The sequence below is a fragment of the Nesterenkonia sp. YGD6 genome, from assembly GCF_022565895.1.
GTDB lineage: Bacteria > Actinomycetota > Actinomycetes > Actinomycetales > Micrococcaceae > Nesterenkonia.
In genome coordinates, this window is record NZ_JAJOYY010000001.1 from 738671 (window position 1) to 758560 (window position 19890).

A 19890-nucleotide genomic window follows, 5' to 3' on the forward strand; every position below is an offset into this window, starting at 1 on the left:
CGTGCATGCGGAGTATTCATAAGCAGATATGGCGACTGGGGAAGCAGCGAACCGTACTAAGAGATGGGAAACCTACGCGTACAGCAAGCCGAGTCGGGACAACTGTAACCCATGATTAGTTGTCCGCGACAAGAGTTTTTAAAAAAGCTTCAAGTTGAACTTTAACCACGCTGTGATCATGGAAACGAACAGAACACGACACGTTGATGAACACGGTGAAGGACGCAAGAGCAGCGTTCGAGTCGACGTCCAGGCGTCCGCGAGCGCCTGGGAATGATTGGAGGGCAGCGCAGCTGGCGAACATCACTACCGCAGGATGCTCGCGTGGCGCTGCACTGCCCTCGCTGGAAAAGTATCCCATTCCAGGAGAGCAGGAACGAGCCGACGCCCGGCGCGGCACGCCATTGTGATGCGTTCGTGACTCACGCCGCGCAGCGCGTGCCACACTGGACCCATGACGCCGCCTCCAGCTTCGAAATTCGCCCCCGTGCAGGGCACCCAGATGGCCCGCACCAGAGTGCGAGGGATGCTGATACTCGCTTCCATGACGCCGTTCGCACTGTTGGGATGCGCAGCCGAGGAGGAGCCGAGCTCTCCGACGCAGCCGAGCTCGGAGTCGGCGCCCCCCGTGGAGGAGTCCGAGGAGCCACAGCAGACGTCGACCCCGGAACCGGAGGAGCAGCCCGACACCTCACCGGACGACGGCGATTCTGGCGAGATTCCCCAGGGAGAAGGACCGGGAGGCGACCTTCCCGATCCCGATGAGATCGACATCGAAAGAACTGAGGAACTAGGTGCTTATTTCTCTGAAGAAGAGGCTTGCATGTTCATCGGTTCAATGATGGAAGGCCTGCAAACTGACATGAATGAAGGGGTTGAAGATCAAGAGGTTCTTGATGAGATCTATTCTGCGGTCGAGCAGAACTATATTCTCGTCCCAGTAGAACTGCGCGAGCCGCTTGAAAACATTCTTGCTCTGGTCGACACCGATGTTGAATCACTCGACGAGGAAGCAGTCCTGGTCGCGGCGGAACCGGTGGACGGATGGTTCACGGTTGAATTCTGTGAAGGCGAATATCACAACCAGACTTCAGGCGGCGACGCCTGAGCCCCAAGAGTTTCAGGCAGCTCACAGGTCACGACCATCGACTGCCCAAGAAGCCTCTCTAATGTAGGAACTGCCTCTTGAAGGTGCGAGTGATTCAGCAGACCCCGCGTATCGGAACAGTGTTCCCTCACACTCCGGACGCGGGGTCTGCGCATTCACTGGGACATCTCCGCCGCAGGCGAGACAGCGGTTCTCTAGACTGATTCCATGACAGAGACCGCCCCCACCGGCCCCACCGGCCCGGTCCGCATCGACGCATGGCTCTGGTCGGTCCGACTCTTCAAGACCCGGTCCGCGGCCACGACCGCCTGCCGCGCCGGGCACGTCACTATCGATGGCAACCCGGCGAAGGCCTCGCTGCGCGTCACTCCCGGCACCCGGATCCACATCCGCCGTCCAGGGCACGAGCTCATCCTCGACGTCGTCCACACCCTGTCGAAGCGAGTCGGCCCCCCGGTGGCCCAGAAGGCCTACCGCGACCACTCGCCTGAGCGGATCAGGCCCCGCGACGTGGGCCTGCCGGTGCGCGAGCGCGGCTCGGGGCGCCCGACGAAACGGGAACGTCGGAAGCTCGAGGAGCTCCGCGGCCAGCTCCCGGGCTGATCGGATTCTGAAAGAATGCAGGCTGCACATACTCACCGCTAGAGAGGCACTACAGATGTCCGCCACCGACGCACTCCCCCCGATCGACCTCGGCCCCGCAAGCCAATACCCAGAAGGTGAGGTCTTCCGAGTCTCAGCAGAGGACTCAGGGTGGAACGACGACATCGCGGTGGTCCACGCCGAGGATGGCGGCTTCTACGCCCTGGACGACACCTGCTCCCACGAGGCAGTGTCTCTCTCCGATGGCTATGTCGAGGAAGACACTCTGGAGTGCCCCATGCACGCCTCAGCCTTCTGCCTGCGCACCGGCGTCCCGGAGACGCTGCCAGCGCTGCGCCCGGTGAAGACGCATCAGGTCACGATCGACGGAGATCGACTGGTGCTGCATCCCGGCACACCGCGCCCGAGCGAGGACTCAGCCGCCTGACCGGAGCAGCTGTGAGGCGTCGCAGACTAAGACTCAGGAAGCTCCCAGGAACTGCACGGGGAAACGCCAAGAATGTCGCCTAGAGTAGTTATTACCTCATCAAGGTGCGAGTGATTCAGAGCCCCGAGTCAGCCATTTAAAGCGTCCCCTCACGCTGGCCGACTCGGGGCTCTTCTCATGGCCAAGACTGGGGCCACGATTTCCAGTGACTTACCAGCAAACCGCAAGTGCCCGCCCAAGGAGACGTCCTAAGGTAGGACTACCTCATCAAGGTGCGAGTGATTCGGGAGCCCCGGATCGGCCGATACAGCGTCCCCCTCACGCTGGCCGATCTGGGGCTCCCTTCTTTCTGCCTTGGAGAGGTCCGCCGCTCATGCAGTGGGTACGGCCCGGCGGATCACCAGATAGTTCACCGCAGTCAGGACCAGCGTGAGCAGCAGCACCCATCCGGCGAAGGAGTACGAGCTCTGCACGGCCAGCCAGTCCCCGACATGGGGCCACCACTGGTTCTGCGCGACGACCATGATGGTGACGGCCAGCAGGGCCACGAGACCCAGCGCGATGATCCAGAGCATCGCCAGGCTGACCCGGCGGTAGAGGATCGACCAGAAGAACCCGAACATCATCGCCCACAGGCACACCGCTCCCGCCAGGATCCCGGCCCCCAGGACCCCTGCGTTCTGCGTGACCGCTGGGATGTCGAAGGTGTAGCTCTCGGCCCAGAATCCACCGGTGGCCCGCTCGAGCAGGATGGCGATCGAGAAGAGTGCACCGAAGCCGGCCGAGACTGTCGCGAAGGCCAAGAAGGCCCCCAGCACGAAGACCCGCCTGCTGTAGCTCAGCGCCATGGAGAAGGGGAACGTGTGAGATGCCGAATAGGCCGCGATGAACGCCAGGCACCAGATGGTGGCCTGCGAGGCGCCGGTGTTGATCGTCGGCCCATCGCCGGAGACATGACGCAGCCAGAGACCGATGCCGATCGCCACGGCCCATGACAGCAGGAACACGCTCAGCGGCACCCAGATCATCTGCGATGGCACGGTGAACTGCAGCTTGAAGGCGGACGGGACGCGGGCGAAGCTCGAACGTGGGGCTTCCTGTTCCCGTGCCGCCGGAGCCGCCATTGAATGAACTGCGACGTTGCTCATCGGGCCACCTCCTGGGATGGATCCATCGTGGTCTGTTTCAACGTGTCTTCGCGTGCGGTGAGCCGCACGATGAGCTGCTGGAGCGAGACTGGGACGACCTCCACGTCGCGCTCCTGAAGCGCCCTGCGTTCAGCCTCATCGAGCGCCCCGAGCACCGTGGTCCGCACGATCCGGCCCATGGCCTCGTGCTGCAGGACCTCGCGGGTGCCGGCGATCTCGGCCACGGCATCTGCACGTCCCACCAGGGTGACGGCACGATCACACAGCTGTTCCACCGGCTCCTGCAGCAGGATGCTTCCCTGGTCGATGACCACCACATTCTCGATCAGGTGTGCGATCTCATCGATCAGGTGCGAAGAGATCACGATGGTTCGCGGGTGCGCAGCGTAGTCCTCGAGCAGCCGGTCGTAGAACAGCTGCCGGGCCACCGCGTCGAGTCCCATGTACGGCTCGTCGAAGAAGGTCACCTCGGCGCGCGAGGCGATCCCGATGATCACGCCCACGGCGGAGCGCTGGCCGCGGGACATCTTCTTGATCCGGGTCTTCTCCGGGACGCGGAACTCGCGGGCAAGCTGGGCCGCCAGTTCCTCGTCCCAGCGAGGGAACGCCTGGGCCGCGGCGTTGAAGGCGTGCTTGGCGAGCGCGTCGTCGACGTAGCGCTGCTCTTCACGGACGAAGCAGATCTTCGGGAGCACCTGCTCGTTCTCATGGGGGCGCATGCCTAGGATCTTCACCTCGCCCGCGGTGGGCCAGTCCTGGGCTGTCGCGATGGACATCAGCGTGGTCTTGCCGGCACCGTTGCGGCCCAGAAGCCCGTGGATGGCGTCCTTTTCAAGTCTCAGCGAAATGTCCTGCAGCGCCGTGGCGCTGCGGTATCGACGCGAGACCCGGATCAGTTCTATGGCGGCGTCCATGACCGCCTCCTTCCTTCAGCGCCCGGGGCGCTGTTCACGCTCTGGAGCGGAGCATCTCGATGATGGTGTCCACCGAGAGCCCGACGGTACGGGCCTCGGTGATGATCGGATCGAGGTAGTGGGTCGCGAACTGCTGCCGGCGCTGCGCGATGAGGATCTCCCGGGCGCCCGGGGCCACGAACATGCCGAGGCCGCGACGCTTGAGCAGGATCCCGCGATCCACCAGCAGGTTCAGACCCTTGGCTGCGGTGGCGGGATTGATCCGATGGAAGGACGCGAGCTCGTTGGTCGAGGGGGCGCGCTCACCTTCTGCCAGGGATCCGTCCAGGACGGAGGCCTCCAGCTGCTCAGCGATCTGCACGAACAGTGCGCGACCCTCTTCCACGGACCCATCCACCCTTCATCGAGGAACAGCTCCAGCATACCGAGTCCACTACCTCTATGGTTAATTACTCTACTAATTAACCATAGAGGTAGTGCTGGGTCAAGGTTCGACGCCTCACCGCGTGTGGGAGGCCCCAGGGTCACCTCTGGCAGGGCACCAGCTTCAGGACATAGGATCAGCACATGAACGGTGAGAACATCGAATGTTGGCTGACCGATATGGACGGGGTGCTCGTCCGCGAGCAGGAGGCGCTGCCCGGCGCCGCAGAGCTGCTGGAACAGTGGCGGCGCCAGGACCTCCCCTATCTTGTGCTGACGAACAACTCGATCTTCACCGCCCGCGATCTCAGCGCTCGGCTGCGCAACTCCGGACTGGTGGTGCCCGAGGAGCGGATCTGGACCTCCGCCCTGGCCACCGCGACCTTCCTGGCGAACCAGATCGACCCGGAGTCCAACGCGCAGGGCAGCTGCTACGTCATAGGCGAAGCCGGGCTCACCACCGCGATCCACGCCGCAGGGTTCATCATGACCGAGACCAATCCGGACTATGTGGTCGTCGGTGAGACGCGGAACTATAGCTTCGAGGCCATCACGAAGGCCCTCCGGCTGATCAACAACGGTGCCCGGTTCATCCTCACCAACCCCGACGCCACCGGCCCGAGCCCCGAGGGCGTGCTGCCCGCCACGGGCGCCATCGCCTCACTGATCACCAAGGCCACCGGTCGCAAGCCCTATGTGGTCGGCAAGCCGAATCCGATGATGTTCCGGTCGGCGCTGAACCACCTCGGGGCGCACTCCATGGAGACCGCCATGATCGGGGACCGGATGGACACCGACATCGTGGCCGGCATGGAGGCCGGAATGCACACGATCCTGGTGATGACCGGACTCTCCAGCCGCGCCAGCATCGCCGACTTCCCGTTCCGCCCGAATCGGATCATCGACGGCGTCTATGAGCTGCTCGACGATCCGGTAGATCGGGACGACGACACCCAGTAGGACCCAGACGCAGAGACGCCCGGCACCTTCGCAGAGGTGCCGGGCGTTCTTGCGTGTGCAGAGCGGTCAGCGCGGGTGCGCCGGCTCCTGCTCGCGAGCCAGCGGTTCGATCCCGTCCGAGGGGTCGGAAGCATCGGGCAGGACCTCGCGCTCCAGCTGAGCGCCCTCGACGTCGACGTCAGGGATGAGGCGATCCATCCACTTCGGCAGCCACCAGGCGGCGGGACCTGCCAGGTGCAGCAGGGCGGGCACCAGCAGCAGTCGCACCACGAAGGCGTCCAGCAGCACGCCCACGGAGAGCCCCAGGCCCATGGAGGCCACCATCGGATCGTCGGTGAAGATGAATCCGGCGAAGACCGAGGACATGATCAGCGCCGCGGCGGTGACCACGGAGCGCCCGGCATGCAGTCCCTGGCGCACGGCGAGCCGCGGCGCAGAGCCGTGGGCGTAGGCCTCGCGCATGCCCGAGGCGGTGAAGAGCTGATAGTCCATGGCCAGTCCGAAGAGGATGCCGACCATCAGCACCGGCAGGAAGGTCACGATCGGCCCGGGTTCGGTGACTCCGACGATGTCGGCGAACCAGCCCCACTGGAACACTGCCACGACGATGCCCACGGCGGCGGCGAAGGACCCGACGAACCCGAGGGTGGCGATCACCGGGAGCAGGATCGAGCGGAACACCATGATCATCAGCAGCAGCGAGAGCCCGATGACCAGCGCCAGGTAGAGCGGCAGCGCATCGGCGATCACATCTGACATGTCGATCTGGGCGGCCGTCATGCCCGCCACGGAGAGCTCGACATCGGCGGCGTCCGTGCCGGCCAGCGGAGCGCCGTCGCGGAACTCATGCACCAGAGCCTCGGTCGACTCGGCAGCCGGCCCCTCCTCGGGGATGATCTGGAAGACCCCGAGCGTGTTGTCCTCGCTGAGTGCGGCGGGGACCGCTGCCGCGATGTTCTCGTTCTCCAGCAGCGAGGTGCCGATCTCGATCTGGTAGTCCTGCGCCTGGGTGTCATCCAGCCCGGAGGGCAGGTCGGCGAGGACCAGGAGCGGCCCGTTGACACCCTGGCCGAAGGCCTCCTCGGTCGCGGAGTACGCCTGGTAGGAGGCCGAGTCCTCGGCATTGGAGCTGGCATCGGGAAGGCCGAGGCGCAGGTCGAAGGTCGGGATGGAGAGCACGCCGAGGCCGATCAGCGCAGCGGCGGCGATGCCGATCGCCTTGCCGTGGCCCATCTGGGTGGTGATCTCCTTGGTGCGCCGCTCGCCGATGTGGCGTCGTTCCCGGCGGGCAAGGATCCTGCGGTCCACCAGGGAGAGCATGGCCGGGGTCATGGTGACCGCCATGAGCACCGCGATGGCCACACAGGCGGCTGCGACGCTGCCCATCAGGGCCAGGAACGGCAGGCCGGTGACGTTGAGCGCCAGCAGCGCGATCACCACGGTGGCACCCGCGAAGACCACGGCGTTGCCAGCGGTCCCGGTGGCCAGGGCGATCGACTTATGGACGGCCATGCCGTCCTTCAGCTGCCGGCGGTGCCGGTGGATGATGAACAACGAGTAGTCGATGCCCACGGCCAGGCCCAGCATGAGTCCCAGGATCGGGGTCATCGACATCATCTCGACGACGCCGGAGAGCGCCATCGCGCCGGCGACGCCGACTCCGACGCCGATCAGGGCGTTGAGCAGCGGCAACCCTGCGCCGATGAGCGTGCCGAGCATGATCAGCAGCACGGCGGCGGCGATCATCAGGCCGATCAGCTCGGCAACCGAGAAGAGGTGGGGAAGCTCGAAGTCGAGGTCTCCGCCGGGCAGTGCTTCGACTCCGTCGATCTCCGCGTCGGTGATGGCCGCCGAGACGGTGGCCAGGTCTTCGGTGCCGATGCTCTCCATCGGCTCGGTGAAGTTGAGCATCAGCACGGCGACGTCGCCGTCGTCGGAGACGACCTGGGCGCCGGAGGAGAGCTCCAGAAGCGCCTCGCCGCGCTCCAGCTCGGCGGCCGCCTCGGTGAGCTCATCTTCGCCGGCGTTGAGCTCCTCCTCCCCGGCGTTGAGCTCCTCTTCCCCGGCGTTGAGCTCCTCTTCCCCGGCCTCGAGCTCCTGCTCTGCGGCTTCCAGCTCGGCCCGGTTGGCATCGATCTCGGCCTGCTGAGCCTCGAACTGAGGCCGCGCGGCCTCATAGATGCCCTGCTCCTGGGCGCCGGCGATGGCCTCGTCGAGCTGCTCCTGACCTTCGTCGAGCTGGGCGAATCCGGACTCGATCTCCCCACGGCCCGCTTCGATCTCCTCACGACCGGCTTCGATCTCCTCACGACCGGTCTCGATGTCTTCGCGATTCGTCTCGATCTCCTCGCGGCCGGACTCCAGCTCAGCTTCACCGGCGGAGATCTCGCTGCGCGCGTCGGCGATCTGATCCTCGGTGGCGAAGGGGTCGGTGACGCTGCTGACGATGTCGTCAGCCTCGAGCTCCTCGATGAACTCGGCGACCTGCTGCTCCTGCTCGCCGGTGAACGGCTCGCCGTCGTCGGTGCGGATGATCGCCGAGGCGTTGCCGCCGCCGGAGTCTGGCATCTCCTCGGCCAGGCGATCGGCGACCGCGGTGGTCTCCAGGTCAGGAAGGGTGATCTGATCCGTCAGCTGTCCGCCGAAGGCGAGGAAGGAGCTGACGGCGAGGGCGAGCACGGCGAACCAGGCTGCGACGACGGTCTTGGCTCGGCGCGCAGAGAACAGGCCGAGGCGGTAAAGGAGCTTTGCCATGACACGATCATAAACGGAACGCCGCGTCTCGAAATTCACCGAGAGGATTGTGAAGGACGACTGTGGTGAAACTCACCGCGGCGGGTTGTGGGTCTGGTTCGTCTCGGGTCGCAGGAGCCCGGTCACCACGACGTCGACGAGGCTCTCCGCCCAGGTCAGGCTCGGTGCGGAGCCGATGAGCATCCGGAAGATCAGCGGGTCGCCGATCGCCGAGGCGGCCGCTGAGATGTCGACTCCGGCGCGAAGCTCGCCCGCCCGCTCGGCTTCACGCAGTCGTTCCGCCAGCTGTCCGTGATCCCACATGCTCGCCTGCTGGAGCAGCCGCTCGGTCCCGGGATCACACTGGAGTCCTGCCACCACGAGACTGCGCGCCATCCCGACGTGGGTGTCGCGGAAGGCCTCTACGATCATGCCGCGGATCCAGGTCAGGCAGTCCGCACGCAGATCACCGGTGGACGGCATGGGCACCAGCTCGATCTCGGCGTCTCCGGTGAGCATCACCTCCAGCACCACTGCAGCCTTGGACTTCCACCATCGATAGATGGTCTGCTTGCTCACCCCGGCCTCGGAGGCGATGGCCTCCACCGTCAGCTCCTCATATGAGCTCACGCGGAGCAGCCGGATCGTGGCGTCGAGCACCGCCTGGTGGGAGGCTTCGCTGCGCGGACGTCCCCGTCGCGGTTCTGCGGTCTCGGCCCGCTGCGCCTCAGATGCCATGGGCGACATCGTAGCGCGCCGAGACGATTCCCGGCCTGTGCCATCCTTGACCCATGACCATTGCACCCGGGACTCCCCGAGGGCTGCGTTGACCAGCCGCCCCATGGACCTGCCGGGTCTCTCCGCGGGCCACCTGCCAGGTCTCGACGAGGTGGCGGGCGACGCGCTCGAGGACCTCGCACCGCAGCTGTTCGCCGCTCTGTGTGAGCAGCTGCCCGGGGTTCCCGCTGCGCTGCTGGACAGCAGCGATCACGCCAGGACCGATCAGCCCGCGCGCAGCGCCCACAGCATCCTGGCCTTCTCCTTCGGTGACCATGCGGTGCTGGTCAGCCACCATCAGGGCCAGACCAGCGTCACCACGCCCAAGGGGACCATCGAGCGCCGCCAGCCGTTCTTCAGCTGGTTGGCGGAGAACTGGACCGGGTCCGCAGAGCAGCCGGACGAGGGTCGCGAGCCTGCCGAGTCTGACCGACCTGGACAGCCTGACGGACCGGACGCGACCCGCCATGATCTCCCGCGGTTCGCGCTCGGCTGGGTGGGATGGCTGGGCTATGAGCTCAAGCGGGAGGTCGGCGCTGAAGACCCGGCGGAGAAGGCCCTGGAGCCGGCAGACCGTCCGGCCCAGGAGGCCAGCCTGTTCCGCGCCACCCATGCCGTGGTCATCCACCATGCCCAGGGGCAGCTGGAGCTTCAGTGCTGGGACGCAGCGGCGGAGTCTGCTTGGAAGGAGCAGGTGTTCGAGACGTTGCAGGGCCTGGCGCTGAGGGACGGCTCTGACGAAGGAGGCTGCGACGAAGGAGGCTCCGACGCCGCACTGCTCCGCGAGATCGCGGTCCGTGACTCTCGCCGGGACTATCTCGCCGCGATCGCGCGGGCGAAGCGGGAGATCACCGAGGGCAACAGCTATGAGATCTGCCTGACCACGGCGGTCACCGGGACGCTGGCACCGGGACGCGCACGCGGCATCGAGCTCTTCGCGGCCCTGCGCACCCGCAACCGAGCCCCCTTCACCCAGTTCCTGAGCATCGGTGAGACCGAGATCCTCTCCACCTCGCCCGAACGCTTTCTCAGCATCAGCGCGAGCGGCACGGCGCGCTCGGAGCCCATCAAGGGCACCAGACCCCGCGGGGTGACCGCCGCGCAGGACCGCGCCATGATCGAGGATCTGCGCACCCACCCCAAGGATCGGGCGGAGAACGTGATGATCGCGGACCTGGTCCGCAATGACCTCTCCATCCACGCGATCCCGGGAAGCCTGCGCACCGAGCGGCTCTGCGCGGTGGAGACCTATCCCAGCGTGCACCAGCTGGTCTCCACGATCAGCGCCCGCATCCCGGATGCGGTGCCGCGGGCCCGGGTCGTCGCTGACGCATTCCCCCCGGGGTCGATGACCGGGGCGCCGAAGATCTCCACCATGGAGATCCTGCAGCGGCTGGAGACGGGTCCGCGCGGGCCCTATTCCGGGGTGGCGGGGTATTTCAGCACGAACGGCGCTGCGGACCTGGCAGTGCTCATCCGCACCGCGGTGCTCAGCGGCGAGGGTGAGTCACGCCGCTTCCACCTGGGGCTGGGCGGAGCGATCACCGCTGATTCCGACCCTGCCGAGGAATGGGAGGAGATCCGCACCAAGTCGCGCGGGGTGCTGGAGGCCCTGGGCGCCCGGTTCCCCGAATCTGAGACCGCGACCTCGGACTAGACGATATATAGCAGCTCCTTGGTCGGCGAGGGGTTGCGGGCCGGGCCCCCACTCACAGAGATTCATGGGGCACCGGACGAAGTCCTCGCGGCCGGAATCCGGTGCGAGGTTCCTGCCCCGTCGAAGCTCCAGCGACCAGCCGCAGACCGGGTCAAGACCGACACCAAAGCCGCGGCGCACCTGCCCCGACTGCTCCCCGTCTCCGGCGGGATCTCGCTGCACCCGGCGGTCTCGAAGATGCCGCGCCCATGCTGCCCGCAGTGAGGCCCTCGTCCGGCACAGTGGCTGCACCAGCCGAAGAGTTCGCCTGCGACCGGGGAATCCTCGAAGTTCAGGGTGGTCAGTCCGCTCGGGGGCGGCGGGCATCCACGAGAGTGGATCGCGGGTGAGCGGTCCCTCCTACCGGCGTGTCACCAGGACGTCGAAGAAGACCGTCCCATCAGAGCCCTTCCTGAAGGACCCGGAGCAGGAGACCGGCTCGCCGTGACCGGTCCGCTTGCCGTAGGCCTTGTTGTACTCCCAGAGGAGCTGGCCAGCGTCGGAGAAGAGGGCGGCGTCGATCGAGCGAATGAACAGCTTCTCACCCGTGGCCACTCCCGCCTCGTCGAAGACGAAGGCGACAGCTCCGCGGGGCTTCACCTGTAGCATGTCGTAGCCGCCCTCGCCGTCGGGGCACCCGACGGTGATGAGGGGGAAGTCCGGTTTCACGGGCGCGGCCTGTGCGGCCGTGACGCTTCCTGCGAAGATCCCCGCTGCTAAGAATGTGGCTAGAACGCCTCGACGCACCATCGCCCATCACTCCTTCGTAAGCCACGGACGTGCCACCCGTGCGATGGGCAACGTCCTTTCATGACGCCGGATCCACCGGTGATAACGCTTCAATGCTGGCACCCCGGGGTGGCCACGTCTAGGGCGACCGTCCAGATCCGACCGCGGATCGAGCACAGATCAAAGTGCGGGTCGGGATCGCGCCAGCGGCGCGGGCAACGGCGCATCAGTTTGAACACTGGACCCGGGCCCTGCGCACGATGCGTGCCGTCTTGTGGCGGTCGGCCGGGGCTGAGTAGAACTAGTCGGTGCGCTGGTGGTCGAAGGTCGCGAGCTTCCCTGCCTGGCGCTCCACAATTGCATCGAAGGTCTCGGCGTCCATGTTCGCGGCGCTGACCATCAGCAGGTGCCTGCCGTAGTCGACGCTTGCCGAGAAGCCGAGGACCTCCACCATGGATTCCCCGTCGTGGACCTTCATGTTCAGCTCCAGACCGCGGAAGTCGTGGGCCTCAAAGGCCTCGACGTCCACCGAATCGGTCTCACCGCGCAGCGGTTCGGCGGTGCAGGCTTCGATGACCCGGTCCCAGATGACAGCCGATTCCGGCGGGTCCTCGAGACCGAGCATCCAGACGTAGAGGCTCTCGGTGCGATCGGCGAGCTCATGCTTGTATTCCTGGACCACGCCGAGCTCCGGGCGCTCCCCGATGAGATCCGCATTGATCCGGTCCATCGCCGAGGCGCACTCGCCCTCGCCGAAGCTCTCGGTATAGACCTCTGCGGCCGCTCCGAGCTGGTCCTTGAAGAAGTTCAGTCCGGTCAGCGTGGAGTGGCTGTCTGGGGCGAAGGGCAGCTCGGACTCGGTGACCAGCACCTGGGAGATCTCTCGCTGGGTGAGCAGCTCGTCTGCGTCAGACGCAGCTGACTCTTCGGTCCCGGTCTCATCCTCAGCGGGATCCTCGTCGGCGCTGCCATCAGGCTCGCCAGCCTCCGATGGGAGGGAGCTCATGGATGCGACATCCTGCGCCGAGCTCGCATCCTCGGCGTCTGGGGAGCAGCCGGCGGCAGTCACGGCGAGCGCTCCAGCCGCAGACAGCGCAAGGAGACCCCTGGCCCGAGTCGCGCAGGGCACGGCTCGGTGAGCCGTCGAACGCAATCCGATCATGGTTCCTCAGGTCTCGTCGGCGCAGGGTGAGAGGGGCCGAATTGTGCGCTCCGGCGCCCTGGGCAGTGAGTATATCCGCTCATCGGAAAGGGCTCTACTGCAGAGCCGAGGTCAGTCGGAACGTGTTGTCCAGGTATCGGACGTGCCACGGCCGGCGGGCCCACTCCTGAAGATCGAGCTCGGTGGAGAGCAGCAGGTACCGGGTGAAGACCTCTTCGATCTCGGCCACCTTGCCCGCGTCGACGATCATCAGCGTGACCTCCAGGTTCAGCGAGAAGGAGCGCATGTCCATGTTCGAGGAGCCGAGCACCGCGACGTGGTCATCGATGATCATGAACTTCGCGTGCAGCACATCGGGGTCCGGGTAGCGGAAGATCCGCACCCCGGCCTCGAGCAGGATCTGATAGTAGGACTGCTGGGCATGCTGGATGGTGAACTGATCGGCCTTCTTGGAGACCAGGACAAGGACCTCGACATCGCGGTGCGCGGCATTGGTCAGCGCGTAGAGCAGCGAATCGTCGGGGACCAGATACGGCGTGGAGATGATGATCCGATGGGTGGCCTGGTAGATCAGGTCGTTGAAGAGTCGCAGGTTGTTCTCGTCCGGGAAGCCCGGGCCGGAGGGGACGACCTGGACCAGCGAACCGCCCGAGGCGGCCTCATCGGCCTCGAGGTCCACCAGCAGCTTCTCGCCGAGGTTCTCGTTGGTCTCGGCATACCAGTCCGAGGCGAAGACGATGTCGAGCCCGGTCACGGCCGGGCCGGTGAGCACGACGTTGAGCTCGACCCAGCGCCGACCCATCCGCACCGCCGCGGGGCGCTGGTAGTGCGGCTCGATCAGGTTCGTGGAGCCGGTCAGTGCGGTGATGCCGTCGATCACGACGATCTTGCGGTGGTTGCGCAGGTCGAAGCGGGAGAAGCGACGGCGCAGCGGGCGGATCGGCAGCACCCGGTACCATTCGATCTTCGAGCTGCGCAGCCTGCGCTTGAGCCGTCGGTAGCCGCTGACCCGGGCGGTGCCGAGGTGGTCGTAGAGGAAACGCACCTTGACCCCGCGCTCGGCCGCGCGCTCCATGGCGTCGAGGACCGGGCCGGTGTACTCGGGGTCATCGCCGACGATGTAGAAGAGCACGTGGACGTACTCCCGCGCCTCATCGATCTGATCGACCAGCCAGGTGAAGGACGCCTTATAGTCCGTGATCAGGGTGAGCTGGTTCCCCTCCTGGATGGGGAACGCGCCGAGGTTGCGGTTGAGCACCACGGTGGCGCTGAGCTGCTCGTGCTCGCGCAGCTGGTCGGAGAGCTGCATCTGGCTGGTGGCCTCCAGCAGCGCCGCGTTCATCCGCTGCTGACGCTCCTGCCGCCGAGCCGAGAGCTTGCTGCGCCCCAGGAGCAGGAAGAGCGGAAGCCCGATAGCGGGGATGAAGAAGATCGCGAGCAGCCAGGCCATCGCAGTGTTGGGACGGCGGTTCGACGGGATGATGCCGATCACAGCCACCCGGACGCCGATCTCGAACACGAGGATGCTCAGGAAGATCCCCTGCGGCAGGGAGTCCAGTCCCAGCCCGCTAAATGGCCACAGCAACGCATCCCTCCCAATCCTTCCAAGACAGCCTACTGGGTCCGCTCACGTCAATCGCCCCCGGCAGGTCGCGCAGGAGCTAGGCTGTAGCCATGGCTGAGCACTTTCGTGATGACTCTGTGGCCGCCGTCGCCGTACGCATCGACGCCGAACACCCCACCGGCGCGGTCTTTGACCCGCACCAGCCCCAGCTGCGAATCACCGATCTCGGTGCCATTCGCGGGGACGGGATATTCGAGACGATGCACGCCATCAACGGGACGCCGCGGAAGCTCGACGCGCACCTTGCCCGGCTGCGACGCTCCGCCGGCATCCTCGACATCGGCATCCCTCCGAGAGACTCCTGGGAGGCCGCCGTCGGGCTGGGCCTCGAGGAGTACCGCGCGCGGGGCGGAGTGCCTGAGGAGCTCGCGATCAAGCTCGTGGCCACCCGCGGGGTGGAGAACGAGCCCGCCTCCGAGGATCCGGCCTTCGCCGGCACCTACTGGCTCATGCTGACCCCGGTGGCGGAGAGCATGCGGATCAACCGCGGAAAGCCGCTCGGCGTGACGCTGCTCGACCGCGGCTATGACTCCACCGCCGCCGAGCGGGCGCCCTGGCTGCTGCTCGGGGCGAAGACGCTGAGCTACGCGGTGAACATGGCGGCGCTGCGCCACGCCGACGCCGGCGGCTTCGACGACGTCATCTTCATCACCTCCGACGGCCAGGTCCTCGAGGGGCCCACCTCCACGGTGCTGATCGCCGAGGCGGGCGCCGCAGGCGAGCCCCCGACGCTGATCACCCCGGTGCTGGAGACCGGCATCCTGCCCGGCACCACGCAGGGCGCGATCTTCACCGCTGCAGAGCGGGCGGGATGGAAGCTCGGCTATGGGCCGCTCACCCCGGAGGATCTCTACGCGGCAGACCACGTGTGGCTGCTGTCCTCGGTGCGGCTCGCCGCTCCGGTGAACCGGATCGATGAGCACGAGCTCGCCGTGGACCCCGAACTCACCGCGCAGCTGAACAGCTTCCTGGACCAGGACCTCCCGGTCAATCACCCGGTGGACTGAGCGCGTCCACAGCTCGCCGGCACAGCCGGTGCTGCAGAACGCCCGTCAGCTCTGCAGCTGGCGGGCGTTCTTCAGCACCGGGACCATCTTTCGGGTCTGGCTGACCACTTCCGGGTCCACCTCTGCGACCAGCAGCTCGGGTGCGCCGCCGGCCTCGCTGAGCGGGACGCCCAGCGGGGAGACGATCATCGAATGACCGATTCCGGTGGGCGCTCCCTGGACCGCGTCCACCCCCGCGGCGGCGGGGTCGGCCTGACCGCAGGCGAGGATGTACTGCGTGGAGTCCAGCGCCCTGGCCTGTGCGAGCAGCCGCCACTGCTCCAGCTTGCCCTCCCCTGCTCCCCATGAGGCCGGCACCAGGGTCACCTGCGCCCCGGAGCGGGCATGGTCGGTGAAGAGGTTCGGGAAGCGGATGTCATAACAGGTTGCCAGGCCGAAGGTGACCCCGTCGAGCACGAACTGCGCGGGGCTGCGGCCGGGCTGGACGCCGTCGGACTCCTTGAAGCCGAAGGCGTCATAGAGATGGATCTTGTCGTAGGCGACATCGACCTCTTCGCCGGAAACGGCCGGCCCCACGGCAATGAGCGTGTTGACCACCCGCGGTCGACCCTCGCCGCTGGGAACCCCGGGGGTGAACATCCCGGCGACGATCACGACCTGGAATTCGCGCGCCATGGCGCGGACCGCCTCGGCCCAGGGGCCGGTGACCGGTTCGGCCACGGGTGGCAGCGGGTGCCCGAAGGCTCGCTGGGTCGCCTCGGGGAACACGACGACGCGGGCGCCGGCCTGCGCGGCGCGTGCGGCATATTCGCGGATCAGTTCGAGGTTGGCTTCAGGATCCGGGCCGGTGGTGATCTGAGCGGCAGCGATGCGCATCGATCAGACCTCCGCGCGATCTCCGACCTTGCTGCGGAGCTTCTTCACCGTAGAGCTTGCGCCCCGCTGGGAGAGCACCTGCACGGTCGCAGAGACGGCCGCGGAACCGATGGAGAAGGCGAGGGCTCGCTTGAGCGTCATCTCGTCGTTGCCCACGCGCGGGGCGTCGTCGCCGGTGGCCTTCTTCCACACGAAGTCGAAGATTCGGGTGGCGACGAAGCCGCCTGCCAGTGAGATGCCAAGGGCCATGCCCTTGTCCAGAAGCTTGTCCACAATGTTCTCCTCAGGGGGTGGGTCGATGTCCTGGTGTTACTCTAGTGCACGTCATTTGAGACACGACAGGGGAGCGCCCCTCGACGGAAGAACGCGGCTGAGAAGCCATGATTCCGCCGGCAGGGCGCTGAGAGTGGGCTGAAGGCCCAGACCCTCGCACCTGATCAGGTTAGGACCTGCGAAGGAAGTCGAGAATCTTCACTCGGATGCTCGAGCTCCGGCTCGAGCTCTCCTCCTGCGTGCTTCTGGTCCGCCCTCATCCAGGGAGAAGCATCATGAGCAGCAGCAAACGCGCGGCCACCTCCGGTCGCGGCACAGGCGCACACTCCCCCGCCCGATCATGGCGCTGGTCGGTCTCCGACATCGTGGTCGCCTCGGTGCTCGCGGTCGCCTCCGGAGTCATCTTCTGGGGCTGGAACCTCAGCTACCACCTGATCGGGAACCTCTTCGTCTTCTACCCGCCGGTGGAGACCCTGGTGCATGGGATGTGGCTCTTCCCCGCCGTCCTCGGGGCCCTGGTGATCCGCAAGCCCGGCGCCGCGATCTACTGCGAGATGGTCGCCGCGGCGGTCTCCGCCCTGCTGGGCTCCCAGTGGGGACTCACCGTGCTCTCCTCCGGGTTCATGCAGGGCCTCGGCGCCGAGCTGATCTTCCTGGCGGTGGTCTATCGCCGCTTCTCCCTGGAGTTCGCGATGGCAGCCGGCGCCGCCTCCGGGCTCACCGGCGGAATCACCTATCACTGGATCGTCCCGATGTACGCCTACGCCCCCACCGAGACCATCATCCACATCACCTGCTTCGCGCTCTCCGGGGCGATCATCGCCGGGGTGCTCCCCTGGCTCGCCACCCGTGGACTGGCGGCGGCCTCGGTGCTGGGGCCGCTGAACTCTCGGCGAGCGCACCGGGAGCCACGGCTGAGCCTCGGGCGAGCACATGGGTGAACGGGTCGACGCCGGGGCTGGTGATCTCGCCGGCACCCCGGTCCCTGAGCCCGCCTCCGCGACCCGGGCGCACCCTGCGCGCGGGGTCGCCGTCACCGCGCAGCGATGGTCCTGGACCCATGCCGAACGCGAGCGTGCTGCTGTGGCGGGCCTTGACCTGCAGATCTCTCCGGGAGAGAAGGTGCTCCTCGCGGGGCCCTCGGGGGCGGGGAAGTCCACCCTGCTGCACGCGCTGGCCGCGGTGCTGCATGATGATGAGGCCGAGGTCCACGGCCGGCTGCTGCTCGACGGCGTCGACCCTGAGCAGGCCCGCGGCCGGGCCGGCCTGATGCAGCAGGACCCGGAGTCCCAGGTGGTGCTCTCGCGGATCGGCGACGACGTGGCCTTCTCCGCCGAGAACCTCGCCGTGCCGCGGGAGCAGATCTGGCAGCGGGTCCGGGCCGCACTGACCGATGTCGGACTGCACAGCTTCGACCTGGATCACCCCAGCGCGAAGCTCTCCGGAGGACAGAAGCAGCGGCTGGCCCTGGCCGGGATCCTCGCGATGCGCCCCGGCCTGCTGCTGCTCGATGAACCCACCGCAAACCTGGACCCCGAGGGCGTCCGGCAGGTACGTGACGCGGTGCTCGCCGCCGCCGAGGCCACCGGCGCCACGGTCATCCTGGTGGAGCATCGTCTCGAGGTCTGGGCGGAGCACATGGACACCCTGCTGGTGCTCGAGACCGGCGGCGGGATCCGCAGGAGCAGTCCCGCCGCGGAGATCTTCACCGATGCTGCGCTTCGCGAGGAGCTGGCCGGCATGGGGCTCTGGGTTCCCGGACGGGATCCGCTGCAGGATCTGCCGGTGTGGAGGGGTGGTACGGAGCGGCTGGGCGGGACTGAGCGGCTGGGCGGGACTGGGCGGAAGCAGGCCGAACCGCTGCTGCTGGCCGAGGGCCTCGCCGTCGGACGCCACTCCCCCAAACCCGGCTGGCGGCGCGCGCAGCCGGCGCCGCCGACCGTGAAGGATCTCGATCTGGTGATCCGCCGAGGTCAGACCCTGGGCATCACCGGCGCCAACGGCGCGGGGAAGTCCACGCTGCTGCTGACCCTGGCGGGGCTGCTGCCCGCCCATGCCGGCAGCGTCTCGGCGACTGCGGAGCTCAAGGGCGCTGGCGCGCTGCTGGCGGAGGACCCGCACAAGTGGCGCTCCGCTGACCTGGTCGCCCGGATCGGGGTGGTCTTCCAAGAGCCGGAGCACCAGTTCGTGCGCAGCACCGTCCGCGAGGAGCTCGCCCTGGGCGCGCAGCAGGCCGAGGTCCCCGGCACGACGGACCCATTGTTCGACGAGCAGCAGATCGACGACCGGGTCGCCCGGCTGCTGGAGCGTCTCGGACTCACGGAGCTGGCCGAGGCCAACCCGTTCACGCTCTCGGGCGGGGAGAAGCGCCGGCTCTCGGTGGGCACTGTGCTCTCGGCGGGACCTGAGGTGCTGATGCTCGATGAGCCCACCTTCGGCCAGGATGCCCGCACCTTCGCGGAGCTCATCTCACTGCTGCGCGAGCATGTGGATTCCGGCGGAACGGTGCTGGCGGTCACCCACGATGCCGCCTTCCTGCGCGGACTTCACGCGAGTGAGCACCAGGTCCGGCGAGAAGAACCGGTCGCCCCGGACGAGCAGCGGGGCGGGGAGCGCTCAGACCCCCCGGGTGGGGAGCTCTTCGGGCCTGAGCGGTCGCTGTCCTGGCTGGGCCGGCGCAATGCGCTGGCCAAGCTCATCGCGGTCTTCCTGATCACGGCGGCGCTGGTGATGACCATCGACGCGGTGAGCTCCGGCGTCGTGATCCTCGCCAGCCTCGCGCTGCTGCCGCTGGCCGGGATCAGACCGGGCGGCTTCCTGCGACGCGTCTGGCCCTTCGCCGCGGGCGCGGTGGTGGCCGCCTGGGGCACGGCGATCGCCGCCGAAGAGTCCGGTCGTGTGCTCGCTGACCTGGGGTTCACCACGATCAGCGAGGGATCGATCACGCTGGGGCTCGCGCTGGGCGCCCGTGCGTTCGCGATCGTGCTGCCTTCGGTGATCGTCTTCTCCACCACGGATCCGACGGATCTGGCGGACTCCCTGGCGCAGCAGCTGCGGCTGCCCGCGCGCTTCGTGCTCAGTGCGCTGGCGGCGATGCGGCTGCTCGGTCTGCTGGCGGAGCATTGGAGAACGATCGGGCACGCCCGCCGAGCCCGCGGCGTGGGTGCGCACGGCGGGCTCACGGCACGGATGCGCGGCACGGCCTCGCAGGCCTTCGGTCTGCTGGTCCAGGCCATCCGGATGGCCACCAGGCTCGCGGTGACCATGGAGTCGCGCGGGTTCGGCGCGGGACCGCGAAGCTGGGCGCGCCCCGCGCGGTTCAGCGCGGCGGATCTGCCGGTGATCCTGGGCGGCGCCGGAATCGGGGCGCTGGCGGTGACCGCGGCGGTCCTCGCCGGAGCCTGGAACTTCGTCTGGACCTGAGCGGGTC

The 19890-nt window shown here is 67.2% G+C and carries 18 protein-coding genes, 1 pseudogene and 1 riboswitch; of the genes and pseudogenes, 9 read left to right on the forward strand and 10 right to left on the reverse strand.

Translation table 11 applies throughout. From position 1 onward, the window contains the following. Positions 1 to 628 precede the first annotated feature (628 nt). The 3 genes from LTI14_RS03325 (at position 629) to LTI14_RS03335 (ending at position 2138) form a co-directional block, all read left to right on the forward strand. Complete coding sequence (locus LTI14_RS03325; protein ID WP_133725593.1) at positions 629 to 1108, forward strand: hypothetical protein; 480 nt, start codon at positions 629 to 631, stop codon at positions 1106 to 1108. Positions 1109 to 1315: 207 nt separating this feature from the next. Continuing rightward, on the forward strand, positions 1316 to 1711 hold the full coding sequence (locus tag LTI14_RS03330; protein WP_241463655.1) for an RNA-binding S4 domain-containing protein: 396 nt from the start codon (positions 1316 to 1318) through the stop codon (positions 1709 to 1711). 55 nt (positions 1712 to 1766) lie between these two features. Next, on the forward strand, positions 1767 to 2138 hold the full coding sequence (locus tag LTI14_RS03335; protein WP_241470280.1) for a non-heme iron oxygenase ferredoxin subunit: 372 nt from the start codon (positions 1767 to 1769) through the stop codon (positions 2136 to 2138). A gap of 371 nt (positions 2139 to 2509) precedes the next feature. On the opposite strand, the gene LTI14_RS03340 is transcribed toward LTI14_RS03335, so the two are convergent. From LTI14_RS03340 to LTI14_RS03350, 3 genes are read right to left on the reverse strand one after another with little or no spacing between them, the layout of a single operon-like run. Then, entirely contained in the window at positions 2510 to 3286 is a 777-nt protein-coding gene (locus LTI14_RS03340; protein ID WP_241470281.1) for a hypothetical protein, read from the reverse strand. Next, entirely contained in the window at positions 3283 to 4200 is a 918-nt protein-coding gene (locus tag LTI14_RS03345; RefSeq protein ID WP_241470282.1) for an ATP-binding cassette domain-containing protein, read from the reverse strand. Before LTI14_RS03345 ends, LTI14_RS03340 begins: the two co-directional genes overlap by 4 nt. A gap of 34 nt (positions 4201 to 4234) precedes the next feature. Further along, positions 4235 to 4585 carry a GntR family transcriptional regulator gene (locus LTI14_RS03350; protein ID WP_241463651.1) on the reverse strand — a complete coding sequence of 117 codons (351 nt, stop codon included), beginning with the start codon at positions 4583 to 4585 and terminating at the stop codon, positions 4235 to 4237. A gap of 182 nt (positions 4586 to 4767) precedes the next feature. On the opposite strand from LTI14_RS03350, the gene LTI14_RS03355 reads away from it, so the two are divergent. Then, on the forward strand, positions 4768 to 5583 hold the full coding sequence (locus tag LTI14_RS03355) for an HAD-IIA family hydrolase (RefSeq protein WP_241463650.1): 816 nt from the start codon (positions 4768 to 4770) through the stop codon (positions 5581 to 5583). Between the two features lie 66 nt (positions 5584 to 5649). Here the strand turns inward: LTI14_RS03355 and LTI14_RS03360 are convergent, their stop codons facing one another. Further along, positions 5650 to 8337 (reverse strand): MMPL family transporter, encoded by a 2688-nt coding sequence (locus LTI14_RS03360; protein ID WP_241475793.1) that lies wholly within the window; start codon positions 8335 to 8337, stop codon positions 5650 to 5652. Positions 8338 to 8409: 72 nt separating this feature from the next. Further along, positions 8410 to 9054: a TetR/AcrR family transcriptional regulator gene (locus tag LTI14_RS03365; RefSeq protein ID WP_241463648.1), complete on the reverse strand. Its 645-nt coding sequence runs from the start codon at positions 9052 to 9054 to the stop codon at positions 8410 to 8412. A gap of 88 nt (positions 9055 to 9142) precedes the next feature. Between LTI14_RS03365 and LTI14_RS03370 the strand changes: the two genes are divergently transcribed. Beyond that, the gene (locus LTI14_RS03370) at positions 9143 to 10750 is read left to right on the forward strand and encodes an anthranilate synthase component I family protein (protein WP_241475794.1); all 1608 of its coding nucleotides are present in this window, start codon (positions 9143 to 9145) and stop codon (positions 10748 to 10750) included. 81 nt (positions 10751 to 10831) lie between these two features. Further along, positions 10832 to 10945, forward strand: a pseudogene (locus tag LTI14_RS13320) (IS110 family transposase); the annotation flags it as partial. 204 nt (positions 10946 to 11149) lie between these two features. On the opposite strand, the gene LTI14_RS03375 reads toward LTI14_RS13320, so the two are convergent. From LTI14_RS03375 to cls, 3 genes are all read right to left on the reverse strand, one after another. After that, positions 11150 to 11539 carry a hypothetical protein gene (locus LTI14_RS03375; protein WP_241470285.1) on the reverse strand — a complete coding sequence of 130 codons (390 nt, stop codon included), beginning with the start codon at positions 11537 to 11539 and terminating at the stop codon, positions 11150 to 11152. A gap of 280 nt (positions 11540 to 11819) precedes the next feature. Further along, positions 11820 to 12524 carry a hypothetical protein gene (locus LTI14_RS03380; RefSeq protein WP_241470286.1) on the reverse strand — a complete coding sequence of 235 codons (705 nt, stop codon included), beginning with the start codon at positions 12522 to 12524 and terminating at the stop codon, positions 11820 to 11822. Positions 12525 to 12774: 250 nt separating this feature from the next. Further along, the gene (cls, locus tag LTI14_RS03385; protein WP_241463644.1) at positions 12775 to 14265 is read right to left on the reverse strand and encodes a cardiolipin synthase; all 1491 of its coding nucleotides are present in this window, start codon (positions 14263 to 14265) and stop codon (positions 12775 to 12777) included. Between the two features lie 89 nt (positions 14266 to 14354). Here cls and LTI14_RS03390 point away from each other — a divergent pair, with 89 nt between their 5' ends. Further along, on the forward strand, positions 14355 to 15311 hold the full coding sequence (locus LTI14_RS03390; protein ID WP_241475795.1) for an aminodeoxychorismate lyase: 957 nt from the start codon (positions 14355 to 14357) through the stop codon (positions 15309 to 15311). A gap of 45 nt (positions 15312 to 15356) precedes the next feature. Here LTI14_RS03390 and LTI14_RS03395 read toward each other — a convergent pair whose 3' ends face one another. Together LTI14_RS03395 and LTI14_RS03400 are read right to left on the reverse strand one after the other, a co-directional pair. Then, positions 15357 to 16187 carry a carbon-nitrogen hydrolase family protein gene (locus tag LTI14_RS03395; protein WP_241475796.1) on the reverse strand — a complete coding sequence of 277 codons (831 nt, stop codon included), beginning with the start codon at positions 16185 to 16187 and terminating at the stop codon, positions 15357 to 15359. A gap of 3 nt (positions 16188 to 16190) precedes the next feature. Next, a complete protein-coding gene (locus tag LTI14_RS03400; RefSeq protein WP_241463641.1) occupies positions 16191 to 16460 on the reverse strand; it encodes a DUF4235 domain-containing protein in 270 nt (89 codons plus the stop codon). Positions 16461 to 16517: 57 nt separating this feature from the next. Beyond that, positions 16518 to 16664: riboswitch (TPP riboswitch) on the forward strand. 71 nt (positions 16665 to 16735) lie between these two features. Here LTI14_RS03400 and LTI14_RS03405 point away from each other — a divergent pair. Together LTI14_RS03405 and LTI14_RS03410 are read left to right on the forward strand one after the other, a co-directional pair. Beyond that, on the forward strand, positions 16736 to 17401 hold the full coding sequence (locus LTI14_RS03405) for an ECF transporter S component (protein ID WP_241475797.1): 666 nt from the start codon (positions 16736 to 16738) through the stop codon (positions 17399 to 17401). Beyond that, on the forward strand, positions 17394 to 19883 hold the full coding sequence (locus LTI14_RS03410; RefSeq protein WP_241475798.1) for an ATP-binding cassette domain-containing protein: 2490 nt from the start codon (positions 17394 to 17396) through the stop codon (positions 19881 to 19883). Before LTI14_RS03405 ends, LTI14_RS03410 begins: the two co-directional genes overlap by 8 nt. Positions 19884 to 19890 lie beyond the last annotated feature (7 nt).

What these genes read in the sequence shown, in the direction of transcription:
- LTI14_RS03330 (WP_241463655.1), top strand. Translation starts at nt 1,316, where the DNA reads ATGACAGAGACCGCCCCCACCGGCCCCACCGGCCCGGTCCGCATCGAC.
- LTI14_RS03335 (WP_241470280.1), top strand. Translation starts at nt 1,767, where the DNA reads ATGTCCGCCACCGACGCACTCCCCCCGATCGACCTCGGCCCCGCAAGC.
- LTI14_RS03340 (WP_241470281.1), bottom strand. Translation starts at nt 3,286, where the DNA reads ATGAGCAACGTCGCAGTTCATTCAATGGCGGCTCCGGCGGCACGGGAA.
- LTI14_RS03345 (WP_241470282.1), bottom strand. Translation starts at nt 4,200, where the DNA reads ATGGACGCCGCCATAGAACTGATCCGGGTCTCGCGTCGATACCGCAGC.
- LTI14_RS03355 (WP_241463650.1), top strand. Translation starts at nt 4,768, where the DNA reads ATGAACGGTGAGAACATCGAATGTTGGCTGACCGATATGGACGGGGTG.
- LTI14_RS03360 (WP_241475793.1), bottom strand. Translation starts at nt 8,337, where the DNA reads ATGGCAAAGCTCCTTTACCGCCTCGGCCTGTTCTCTGCGCGCCGAGCC.
- LTI14_RS03365 (WP_241463648.1), bottom strand. Translation starts at nt 9,054, where the DNA reads ATGGCATCTGAGGCGCAGCGGGCCGAGACCGCAGAACCGCGACGGGGA.
- LTI14_RS03375 (WP_241470285.1), bottom strand. Translation starts at nt 11,539, where the DNA reads ATGGTGCGTCGAGGCGTTCTAGCCACATTCTTAGCAGCGGGGATCTTC.
- LTI14_RS03380 (WP_241470286.1), bottom strand. Translation starts at nt 12,524, where the DNA reads ATGAGCTCCCTCCCATCGGAGGCTGGCGAGCCTGATGGCAGCGCCGAC.
- LTI14_RS03390 (WP_241475795.1), top strand. Translation starts at nt 14,355, where the DNA reads ATGGCTGAGCACTTTCGTGATGACTCTGTGGCCGCCGTCGCCGTACGC.
- LTI14_RS03395 (WP_241475796.1), bottom strand. Translation starts at nt 16,187, where the DNA reads ATGCGCATCGCTGCCGCTCAGATCACCACCGGCCCGGATCCTGAAGCC.
- LTI14_RS03405 (WP_241475797.1), top strand. Translation starts at nt 16,736, where the DNA reads ATGAGCAGCAGCAAACGCGCGGCCACCTCCGGTCGCGGCACAGGCGCA.
- LTI14_RS03410 (WP_241475798.1), top strand. Translation starts at nt 17,394, where the DNA reads ATGGGTGAACGGGTCGACGCCGGGGCTGGTGATCTCGCCGGCACCCCG.